The organism is Tildeniella sp., from assembly GCF_059505325.1.
This window is the reverse complement of sequence record NZ_JCACKI010000041.1, coordinates 37,107-47,348: the sequence shown is the minus strand read 5'-3', so window position 1 is coordinate 47,348 and position 10,242 is coordinate 37,107. Positions and strand designations below refer to the sequence as shown.

At 52.0% G+C, this 10,242-nt stretch carries 10 protein-coding genes; 6 read left to right on the top strand and 4 right to left on the bottom strand.

Annotated elements, in window-relative coordinates; translation table 11 throughout:
• Positions 1 to 220: 220 nt before the first annotated feature.
• Together AC5JO6_RS15285 and AC5JO6_RS15280 are read right to left on the bottom strand one after the other, a co-directional pair.
• Entirely contained in the window at positions 221 to 1,240 is a 1,020-nt protein-coding gene (locus AC5JO6_RS15285; RefSeq protein WP_496081926.1) for a glycosyltransferase family 2 protein, read from the bottom strand.
• Positions 1,241 to 1,323: 83 nt separating this feature from the next.
• Positions 1,324 to 2,052, bottom strand: coding sequence for a C40 family peptidase (locus tag AC5JO6_RS15280; protein ID WP_496081925.1), 729 nt, complete (start codon positions 2,050 to 2,052; stop codon positions 1,324 to 1,326).
• Between the two features lie 304 nt (positions 2,053 to 2,356).
• Here AC5JO6_RS15280 and AC5JO6_RS15275 point away from each other — a divergent pair, with 304 nt between their 5' ends.
• Positions 2,357 to 3,265 (top strand): RluA family pseudouridine synthase, encoded by a 909-nt coding sequence (locus tag AC5JO6_RS15275; RefSeq protein ID WP_496081924.1) that lies wholly within the window; start codon positions 2,357 to 2,359, stop codon positions 3,263 to 3,265.
• A 391-nt stretch (positions 3,266 to 3,656) separates the two neighbouring features.
• On the opposite strand, the gene AC5JO6_RS15270 is transcribed toward AC5JO6_RS15275, so the two are convergent.
• Complete coding sequence (locus AC5JO6_RS15270) at positions 3,657 to 3,938, bottom strand: hypothetical protein (RefSeq protein WP_496081923.1); 282 nt, start codon at positions 3,936 to 3,938, stop codon at positions 3,657 to 3,659.
• Positions 3,939 to 3,976: 38 nt separating this feature from the next.
• On the opposite strand from AC5JO6_RS15270, the gene AC5JO6_RS15265 reads away from it, so the two are divergent.
• The 5 genes from AC5JO6_RS15265 to AC5JO6_RS15245 all read left to right on the top strand — a co-directional run bounded on the left by AC5JO6_RS15265 (position 3,977) and on the right by AC5JO6_RS15245 (position 9,505).
• Positions 3,977 to 6,256, top strand: coding sequence for an amylo-alpha-1,6-glucosidase (locus AC5JO6_RS15265; protein WP_496081922.1), 2,280 nt, complete (start codon positions 3,977 to 3,979; stop codon positions 6,254 to 6,256).
• Positions 6,257 to 6,439: 183 nt separating this feature from the next.
• Positions 6,440 to 7,054 (top strand): transcriptional repressor LexA, encoded by a 615-nt coding sequence (gene lexA, locus AC5JO6_RS15260; protein WP_496081921.1) that lies wholly within the window; start codon positions 6,440 to 6,442, stop codon positions 7,052 to 7,054.
• Between the two features lie 160 nt (positions 7,055 to 7,214).
• Positions 7,215 to 8,588, top strand: a complete 1,374-nt coding sequence (locus AC5JO6_RS15255; RefSeq protein WP_496081920.1) for an AmpG family muropeptide MFS transporter — start codon at positions 7,215 to 7,217, stop codon at positions 8,586 to 8,588.
• 96 nt (positions 8,589 to 8,684) lie between these two features.
• A complete protein-coding gene (locus tag AC5JO6_RS15250; RefSeq protein ID WP_496081919.1) occupies positions 8,685 to 8,918 on the top strand; it encodes a DUF8624 family small hydrophobic protein in 234 nt (77 codons plus the stop codon).
• Between the two features lie 92 nt (positions 8,919 to 9,010).
• Positions 9,011 to 9,505: a GNAT family N-acetyltransferase gene (locus AC5JO6_RS15245; protein ID WP_496081929.1), complete on the top strand. Its 495-nt coding sequence runs from the start codon at positions 9,011 to 9,013 to the stop codon at positions 9,503 to 9,505.
• 54 nt (positions 9,506 to 9,559) lie between these two features.
• Here AC5JO6_RS15245 and AC5JO6_RS15240 read toward each other — a convergent pair whose 3' ends face one another.
• Complete coding sequence (locus AC5JO6_RS15240; RefSeq protein ID WP_496081918.1) at positions 9,560 to 10,234, bottom strand: lysophospholipid acyltransferase family protein; 675 nt, start codon at positions 10,232 to 10,234, stop codon at positions 9,560 to 9,562.
• Positions 10,235 to 10,242 lie beyond the last annotated feature (8 nt).

The following is a 10,242-nucleotide window of genomic DNA, read 5'->3' as shown; positions in this document are numbered from 1 at the left end:
ACTGCTGTTTCAGCCTATTGTGCTACGCTGCCTAATTGGATAAAGTCGAGCTTAGGTTTAAGGCAGGAGGCAGAAAGAAAACTGTGCTCCTCCTTGCTTTTGCCCTCTGCCTTCTGCTCTTCACAGCTACACTTCACTTGTTTGGGAACTGCTATGTAGCGCTTCTACAGATAACGAATTCCAGCTTTGGAAGACGAACAATGAAACAGACATCAGTGATTTAGCTATCAATCCTGTTGTCTGGCTCAATCATCTCTCGGACTCGATAAATGGGTCTTCCTTGCGATTCATGATAAGTTCGCATGAGCAGTTCTGCTAACAGCCCCACGCTGAAAAGTTGCACACCAGCCAGCACTAAAACTACAGCCAGAATCAAAAGTGGACGATTGCCGATGCTAACGCCGTAGGCAATTTTGATCGCTGTGAGGTAGACTCCGATCGCCGTGCCAATGGTAATTGAACCGACACCAAAAAGCCCAAACACGTGCATCGGCTTGGTTAAGAACTTACGCATGAACCAGACCGTCAGCAAATCCATAATGACCCGGAACGTGCGGTCTAAGCCATACTTGCTCTTGCCAAAGCGACGGGCATGATGGCGCACTGGAATTTCGGTAATTCTGGCTCCTTCAATAAACGCAAGGGCAGGCAGAAATCGATGCAGCTCACCATAAAGGTTCATGTCAGCAATGAGTTCTGCCCGATAGGCTTTGAGTGAACAGCCGTAGTCCTTCAGCTTCACACCCGTTACTTGACTAATCAGCCAGTTAGCAATTTTTGAAGGGAGTAATCGAGACAACGCTGCGTCTTGTCGGTCTTTGCGCCAACCGCTAACCAGATCATATCCCTCTTCTAATTTTGCAAGAAGGATCGGAATGTCAGCGGGATCATTTTGCAAGTCACCATCCAGCGTGACGATCACTTGTCCTCTGGCACAACTAAAGCCAGCCGCCATCGCTGCCGTTTGACCATAGTTACGGCGCAAAATAACCGCCCGTAGATCACTCCGAGTTTGCACAATCTGTTTGAGCAAGGTGCCAGAGTCATCAGTCGAGCCATCATCAATGCAAATGATTTCGTAGCGAAGCTGTTCTGCCTGCAAACTAGAGGCGATCGCGTCTACCAAATGCGGCAAACTTTCGTACTCATTGTGAATGGGTACGACAACTGAGACTTCAGGACGATGCGTGGCGCTAGAAGTGCGAACGAGGCTACCGTCAGGGTGTAATGAAGTACTCATTGGCAATAGCGATGGTGTTAGAAAAGCGAGGCTCAAAGCACTGTATCAAAAAACGTCCCCTTCATGAGCGTCCTTCATGAGCTTCATTGAGGCTGATAACAGGCTACAACGCGCCCTGCGCCGCGCAATTGGGCACAGTAGGTCTGGCTGATGCGATCGCCTTCGGAAGACAAGCGATCGATACCAATGCCGTTGCGTCCTTGATCCTTGCCAGAACTGTGGATATAGCTGCTTTCCCCCAAATATAGCCCCACGTGGGTCGCTTTTACAGGTGAACCGAAGAACACCAAATCGCCAGGAAGCAGCTCTGAAGGCGCGATCGCTTGTGTAAAGGCTTCCTGCTGATAGGCATCTCTAGGCAACCAGATACCCACTGAGGCAAAGGCGGCTTGCATCAAACCAGAACAGTCGTAGTTGGGTGCTACAGTGCCGCCCCAGAGGTACTCGTTGGGTTGTGCCATCGCTGCGTGGGCAAACGCGATCGCACTGTGTATCCTAGTTTTGATCTCTACTTCAGATAGGACGATTGCCTGATAAGGTTTGTTCGCGATCGTCAGGTACGCCAAGTCACTAACGGCTAACCATCCCCTATAGTCGTCCTCACAGAGACACACCTCTAGAGCAGGCTGGGTTGTCTGGGCAGCGGCGATCGTTGCTGTCGCTGTGAAGTATAAAGACCGTCCAACGGCTGCCTGTGTTGCCAGTCGGGCTAAAGCGGGCGAGTCATAGAGGTTCAAATTTGCCAGACTGCGATAGTGAGTATGAGCAGTTTTTGGCGAGTTCGCTGTTGATTCAGATAATTTTGGGGTCAAAACTGAGAAAACTCCCGATCGTCCTGTGCTTCTGATTTGGGTAGAAGTGTCGATGATTCTACAGCATTTCAACCTCTACACTCCTGTTACCGTGGAACCTCAGACAAGATCAGTCTCGACAGCTTTCATTTTTCTCCGGATCAAGTAGGGGTATTGGGAATAGTGGAGTGGTAGATGCACCCTGATCATGCCCCTGGCTTCTGGCTGGGGGCATTTACTTTTGTAAGGACACAAAACTAAGTGCGTCTGGATCGAATGGTGTCACAGAGTCCAGAATACAGGAGTTGTATCGTTTACTGGATGTGTGAATAACGGTTGGATGTATCGAGAGCAGGTAGAGCGATCGGCGGCTGGCACAACGGTTCTAGACTATTACACGCAGCGCTATCGCCACTCTAATCGGTCAGAGTGGGCAAGTCGGATTCAGTCAAGACAGGTGTTGCTAGACGACGCTGAAACAACGGTAGAGGCTGTTCTACTAGCAGGGCAGTGGCTAACCTACCATCGCGCTCCGTGGCAAGAACCGGACGTACCGTTGGCGTTTGAGGTGCTCTATGAGGACGCAGCGCTGACGGTGGTGGCAAAACCGTCTGGGCTACCAGTGCTGCCGGGAGGTGGTTTCCTGGAGCACACGTTGCTCTGGCAGTTGCAGCAGCGCTATCCACAGGAAACACCGCTACCGATTCATCGGTTAGGACGGGGTACGTCTGGGCTAATGTTGCTGGCGCGATCGCCCGATGCCCGTGCCCACCTCAGCCAGCAGTTGCGCGATCGCCAGATGCAGAAAATCTATCGAGCGCTGGCTCAAGGCAACTCCATGCCCGATCGCTTCTCCATTACGGAACCGATCGGCAAGCAGCCCCATCCCGTTTTGGGCTATGTCTACGCAGCGCATCCTCAAGGCGCATTGGCTCAAAGTGACTGTCAGGTGCTGCGCCGCGATGCTGAAACGGCGTTGCTTGATGTGACCATTCTGACAGGCAGACCGCACCAGATCCGCATTCATCTGGCAGCCACTGGCTATCCACTGGTGGGCGACCCGCTCTATGCGATCGGTGGTATGCCCCTCATCCAACCTCCGTCTGAAAACGGTAGACTACCTGTACCGGGTGATTGTGGCTATCATCTCCACGCGCTGCACTTAAGCTTTACGCATCCCAATGGGCAGCTAATGACGTTTACCTGTTCACCGCCGCCAGTGCTAGCAGTGTGAGAAGAGACCGTTACAGTGAGCCGCCAACACTTCAATTTGGACTAAACTGCCTCTATTTTTGGTGTTTATCTACGTGCGTCACCCGATCCACCCTCACCCTAGCCCTCTCCCACAGGAGAGGGAACCGGAGGCTCCTTCTCTCTTGGGAGAAGGGGTTGGGGGATGAGGGCAAATAACATGATGCGTTAAGTATATAAATGCCCTATTTTCAGCCCTATTGTTTAGAAACGCTGACCTTTCGGAACAATAAGTGCACCACTCATACAGAAAGTAAGTGCAGGATGAGTCAGATAGAGGCTGGAAAGCAACTCTATCAAGATTTTGTGAGATCTTGACGACGAATGCCTCAATTGCTACACAAGCCGCAAAAATTCTGTAGCCTTGAATATGGCTAGTTCCGCACAAATCGTCGTTTGTAGACTGCTTTCCTCCTGATAGACCGACGCATCCTGCTTAATGGTGTCACCCTGCGCTCAGTCGATCGACCCAGCGATCTTGTTGTCTCTAACAGTTCGCAGTGACGATCGAGGTTGAGGCATGAGTCTGTAACCATTAGACATGATTCCAGGATTCTGACTGCAACTTGAATGCCTTTCCGTCGATTGCCCAACGTCTCGCGTCTAACACCGCCCGATCGCACGGGTACATTCAGAATGATCTTGAGCGTTGCCATCACAAACCTTGTCCTGTTACCCGAAACCTGTGGATCGAATGACACTAGAAACTCTTGAACTGATTGAACTCGACGGTCGAAAGTTTGCCCCGGCTGACCAGCTACCAGCGGTCGAATGGCCCCCCTGTGTGCTCAGTGAACGTCCTCATACCACCTTGACACTGAAGGATGATGACCTGTTTTTACTGACCGATACACTGGGCAATATCGGCGGCTGCATGGACAACGATCGTAGCTCTAGCATGGGCTTGTTTTGCCGCGACACTCGCTTTCTCAGCCGACTGGAACTGCAAATTGAGGGTCGATCGCCCATCCTTTTGAGCAGTACGGCTGATAAGGGCTTCTTCCTGTCGGTTTTGTGCGCAAACCCGCAGATTGACGATCGCATCCGTGCTGAGTCGATCGGCATTAAGCGCGAATTGGTGCTCAACGGTGGCTTGTTTGAGGAAATCGAAGTCTCCAACTACACCACCAGCACCGTCAGCTTTGAACTAACGTTGAGCTTTGATGCCGACTTTAAAGACCTGTTTGATATTCGGGGCTACGGTCGCGAAAACCACGGTCAACTGTTACGGCTTATCCCTTCTGAAGGCACAGCGCCTGACCAGATAGAAACAGTTGCGGTGGATGACTTAACCAAACCAACCGCTAAGCCTATAGAACTGACGCTTGCGTACAAAGGGCTAGACGGTGCGCTGATGGAGTCGCGCCTCTACTTTGTGCATCAGCAGCCCGATTTTCTGAAAGGCTTTACGGCTGTTTGGCAGTTGACGATCGCCTCTCACGAAACGCTGAAACTGGGCTATCGCCTGCAAATGTTTAACAACAACAGCGCCATTTCAGTCGTCAGTGCCCCTGTTACCCTCTCTCAGGCAAAAGCGGCTGAAATGGTGGAGGAGCAAACCTGGCGGCAGCAAGTAACTCGTATTCGATCGGATAAGAACACCTTCAACCAGATCATTGAACGGGCGGAGCAGGATATTTACTTGCTGCGGCAATCGTTTGGCAAAGGGAAGGCACTCTCGGCTGGAGTGCCCTGGTTCTCGACGCTGTTTGGGCGTGATTCGATCATTGCGGCTTCTCAGGTACTCATGCTCGATCCGCAGATTGCACGCGAAACGCTCATCATCCTGGCACAGTATCAGGGTAAAAATGAGGATGAATGGCGCGATGAACAACCAGGGAAAATTCTGCACGAAATTCGCTTTGGCGAAATGGCACGCTGCCAGGAAATTCCCCACACGCCTTACTACGGCACTGTTGATGCCACACCGCTCTGGCTGATGCTCTACGCCGAATACTTCGCCTGGACTGCCGATCGCGAAACCCGCGATCATCTGTGGTTGAATGCCCTCACGGCGATGGATTGGATCGATCGCAACTGCAAAGAAACGGGTTACCTCAGCTACTTCCGCACCTCCAAACGGGGCTTGGCGAACCAAGGCTGGAAAGATTCTGGCGACTGCATCATCAACCGACGCGGACAGCTTGCAGAAGGCGCGATCGCCCTTTGCGAAGTGCAGGCATACGTCTACGCTGCCAAAATCCGACTGGCGCAAATCGCTCGCATGAAGAAGCGCATTGACCTCGCCGATCGTTGGGAAGACGAAGCCAAAGACCTCAAAATGCGCTTCAACCGAGACTTCTGGATGGAAGATCAGGATTTTTGTGCGCTAGCTCTGGATGGTGATGGCAAACCTGTAGACAGTATCACCTCTAATCCCGGTCACTGTCTCAATCTGGGCATCTTCACGCCCGAAAAGGCATACAGCGTTGCCGAACGCCTGCGGGCACCCGATATGTTTAACGGCTGGGGCATTCGCACTCTTAGCAGCCTGTCTCCTGCTTACAATCCAATGGGTTACCACATTGGCTCTGTGTGGCCCCACGACAATGCCATGACGGCGATCGGTCTGCGATCGCTGGGTCTCATCGACCAGGCACTTGAGGTTGCTAAAGGCATTCTGGATATGACGAAGCGCCAGCCGTACCAGCGTCCCCCAGAACTATTTTGTGGCTATGAGCGCACTGACGACAACGATCCGGTGCAATACCCCGTTGCTTGCTCACCCCAGGCATGGGCAACAGGTAGTGTGTTTCAGCTGATCCAGATGATCGTTAACCTCGTACCTGACGCACCGAACAACTACCTCCGCATCATCGATCCGGCACTGCCTGAATCAATCAACTACCTCTCCCTTCAGAACCTCCGTGTCGGACCGACATTATTGGATCTGGAGTTTGAGCGATCGGGTTCGAGCACCGCCTGCCGTGTTTCTAAAAAACGCGGTAACTTGCGTGTGGTGATTGAAGCGTAGATAAGAGCGCGACTGCCACCGCACAGAAACCGGGTTTCTTCACGATAAGATGCTGTGATCATCCAAGCTGCGTCTAGAAACCCGGTTTCGCTTAAACAATCTTTTCGACTAGAAAAGCACTAGACAGACTACAATTTTGGTGGTACAAGTGTTCTAAATACTGACGATCGCTTAATTATGGCTATGGAAACCCTTACCGATCCCCAACAAGAGCTTTATGACTGGCTGGTAGGCTACATCCGCGAGTACCAGCATTCGCCTTCGATTCGACAAATGATGAAGGCAATGGGCTTGAAATCTCCGGCTCCCGTCCAAAGCCGTCTAGAGCACTTAAGGACGAAGGGCTACATCGATTGGAACGAAGGTAAAGCCCGCACTATTCGCCTCACTCAAGCATCGTCTCCAGGTGTGCCCATCTTGGGAGCGATCGCAGCAGGCGGCTTGGTTGAAACCTTTGTGGAGACTGAGGTTGAGCATCTCGACTTTTCCAACATGCTGTTAAATCCTCGCTTTTTTGCCCTACGGGTACGTGGGCAGAGCATGATTGAGGCGCTCATTGATGATGGAGATGTCGTCATCATGCAGCCAATTTCTGACCCCAAAGCGCTGAAAAACGGCACGATCGTTGCCGCTAGAGTGGAAGGGCAAACAACACTGAAGTACTTTCATCGCAAAGGCAGCAGGGTCGTTCTGCAACCTGGCAATCCTGATGCTGAAACGTATCCACCGATTGAAGTGCCTGCTAAAGATATTGATGTTCAGGGCATTCTAGTCGGTGTCTGGCGAGAAAAGCTGTAGCAAAGATCCCCGACTTCTTGGTTGATTCCAATTTGATTGGCTAAACGTGGTTCAGAAGTCGGGGATCTGGGAGCAAAGGGATGCGGGAAACATCGTGTGGCTGTGGCATGATGGCTGAATCTAAAAGCACGTCCTATCGCCTCAATTCCCAGATGCCGCTGTGAAACCCTCTCAATCTTTCCTACAGGTCTTCCAAAGTCGCAAGATGGCGGCAATTTTACTGCTGGGGTTTGCCTCTGGACTGCCGTTTGCGCTGACGGATGATGCGTTTCGCGCCTGGATGACGAAAGCTGGATTGGATCTCAGCACGATCGGCTGGTCTAAATTAGTTAGTCTGCCCTATTCGCTCAAATTTATCTGGTCGCCGTTGCTTGATCGCTTCGTACCACCTTTTGGGGGACGTAGGCGCGGCTGGATGGTGCTGGCGCAAGTAGGGCTGGTCGTTGGGATTGGAGCGATCGCGCTTCAAATGGGTCTTATTGCAACGCTAGACCCGCAGCAGCGATCGTTCAGCTTGAAACTACTGGCTCTCACCGCATTGGGAGTGGCGCTATTGAGTGCGACCCAGGATATTGCGATCGATGCCTACCGTGCTGATGTGGTTTCAGAGCGGGAAGTTGGGGCTAGCGCATCAATGACCATTTTGGGCTACCGAATTGCCCTTCTTGTGACAGGCTGGATTGCTTTTAACCTTGCTGATCGCATCACCTGGCCATGGGTTTATGGGTTGATGGCGCTACTAATGGGTGCTGGGCTGCTAACGTCTTTTTGGGCACCGGAACCAGTAGAGCGCGATCAACCGCCTGAATCGCTGCAACAAGCGGTTGTACTGCCCTTTCTGGAATTTCGTCATCGTCTGGGCTGGCGGCAAGCGCTCTTGACACTGGTTTTTATTATTGTGTTCAAGTTGGGTGATGCAATGGTTGTCACGATGGCAGTGCCATTTCTGGGTGGCAAGGGGCTTGGTTTTGCCGATGCGGATATTGGCAACATTCGGCAGGGTATGGGGCTGATTGCCACGATCGTCGGCACGCTGGCAGGTGGAGCCGTGCTGAGTAAAATTGGCATCAATCGATCGCTCTGGGTGTTTGGCGCTCTGCAAGCTGTCAGCAATCTGGGCTACTACGTTCTAGCCGTGGTGGGTAAAGACTACCCAACGATGGTGGTAGCAATTAATGTTGAGAACTTCTGTGGTGGATTGGGCACGGCTGGCTTTCTGGGTTTTTTGATGAGCCTTTGCAATCCTCGTTTCTCAGCCACTCAGTTTGCGCTGCTGTCTAGCCTGATGGCAGTGGGTAGAGATTTGCTGGCGGGACCTGCTAGCGGGGAACTGGCGCAACGGCTCCAACCCTTCATTCAGGCGAACTCAGCGACATTGGGTAACGCTTATCTGGCAGGTGCAACCCAGCAGGGATGGGCGCTGTTCTTCTTAATCACACTTGCAGCATCGCTGCCCGGTCTTTTGCTGTTGCCTCTGTTCGCACCCTGGAACGCTAGGCGATCGAATTTTGCGAATTTGCATGATGAGAATTGACAATGTCACGTTACGATAAATAAGAAGAACTTCACAAATCTTGAGTGAGGTCTCAGAATTCTTACCGAATTAAATACTAGTTATACGGCTCCTCCCATGGCGTTCTTCAGGCAGTACATTGCTCCCATTTTTATCTTTTTAATCTTTTTTGTGGCATTAGCAGCCGTTAGTGCCCGGATCTTTCTGCCCTCTGACATGGCGGCTCCCGCTCCCATAGGGGAAGTCAGTCCGCAAAAGTTGGAACCCAGTGCAGAGTCGCTTGCTGGTCTGCCACCAGCACTGGCAGCGTTGGTAAAGGGCTTGCCTGATGACCCGGCTCTGTTTCAGTAGCCCCAAACTGTGTTATTCTTCTCAACTACCCATCTCTGCTGCCTTGAAAGCTCAATCTTAACCACCGGATAGTCGTGTCTTCATCACACCAGATGCCCGATGGTTACCAGTTGCGTGTGGGTTCTGGGCTTGATCGCGCCCTGTTGGTGAAGTTCATGCAGCGGACGTATCAGGAGATGGAAGGGGCAGGCGAGTACGCACATCTGGCACAGACGGTGGAGCACTATTTGTCAAGCGAAACGCCGCTCTGGTGGGTTTCTTTGTCTACTGACGATCGCTCAGGAAGTTTGCCCAACGTACCGTTACGTCGATTGCCCCAACCCATTGCGTGTCTCTGGTTGGGGAGTGCGATCGACCAACTGCATGGCGATCGTCATGCTCATATCTTCTTACTCTACGTACTCCCAGAGCACCGACGGAAAGGTATTGGTAAAGCGCTTATGCTTCACGCTGAAGCCTGGGCAAAAGCCAGAGGCGATCGCCAAATTGGGCTTCAGGTCTTTCAATCAAATCAAGCTGCTCTTAGTCTTTACGATCGCTTAGGCTTTCGTACTCAATCGCTATGGATGGTGAAGTCTTTGTGGTAGGTGAAGTCTTTATAGTAAGAGTGCTGACTCAGAACTCGGCTTCTGACGAACGACTCACAAGCCTTTTAACAGCGCTTCTTCAAGGGCTTCGGTGAGCGCTTGAGCAGTCTGCTTATCAGTTCTCTGTTGATGGTCAACGGTATACAGTGGCGGGCTGATGGTGATGGTGACGTGTGATCGCCAGACTGGTGCGGGCTGATAGTGGATAGCAATGGGCACGATCGGAATGTGTAGCCGCTCGGATGACAGCGCCTCTGCTTGCAGCACCAGCCGCGCCAAGCCAAGCTTGAGCGACCGCACAGCCTGATCGCGGACGATGCCCCCTTCTGGAAACAGCATCAGCTTTTTGCCCCTTTGTAGGAGTGCGATCGCATAGCGAAAACTAGCGATTTTAGGCTGGTTTACATCCACTGGAAACGCTCCCAGTCGAGGTAGTAGCCAGCCCTGCCAGCCCGAAAACTGATTGGCATTCGTCATAAACCAGAGCGGTTCGACGCTTAGCACTGCCAGCACAACCGGATCCCAACGGCTGTAATGTTTGGGTGCCAGCACCATCGCGCCTTGAGTTGGCAGATGCTTGATGCCTTCAATGACGATCGAACCAAAGAAAAGGCTCAAAAACAAACGATGCAGTGGCAGCAGCAGCCAGTAAAGCCACGGCTCAACCGACGCATGCACAGGTGGCTCAGATACGGCTTGTGGATCAAGGCTAGCTTGTGGAGTAGACATAACATCAG